Raw genomic sequence first — 237 nt, forward strand, 5'->3', positions numbered from 1 at the left:
GAAGTTATTTCTCAAGACCTTTTCTTATTAGTTCAAGGATAGCTGCCGTTCTTGTAGGCAGTCCATTTTCTTTTTGGTATGCGTCTACTTTTTCTAGAATAACTTTTGGCATACGTATTTCTACGCGCTCTTTGTCAGACATATACTCACCTCCGACTTGATTGTACGGTATTTTCACAGTATAATCAAGTAACAAAGCGTAAGAGGAGGTGAAGAATATGTTGAAAGCTTATAAGT

General features: G+C 36.7%; 1 protein-coding gene. It reads right to left on the minus strand.

The features are described 5' to 3' along the window. Nucleotides 1-4: 4 nt before the first annotated feature. Entirely contained in the window at nucleotides 5-142 is a 138-nt protein-coding gene (locus tag ACYQ2O_RS13835) for a ribbon-helix-helix domain-containing protein (RefSeq protein ID WP_170068874.1), read from the minus strand. Between the last annotated feature and the right edge of the window lie 95 nt (nucleotides 143-237).

This window comes from Alkalibacterium sp. m-11, from assembly GCF_054658155.1.

Bases quoted from the DNA above. Each gene is read 5' to 3' on its own strand.
- ACYQ2O_RS13835 (WP_170068874.1), bottom strand. From the start codon at position 142: ATGTCTGACAAAGAGCGCGTAGAAATACGTATGCCAAAAGTTATTCTA.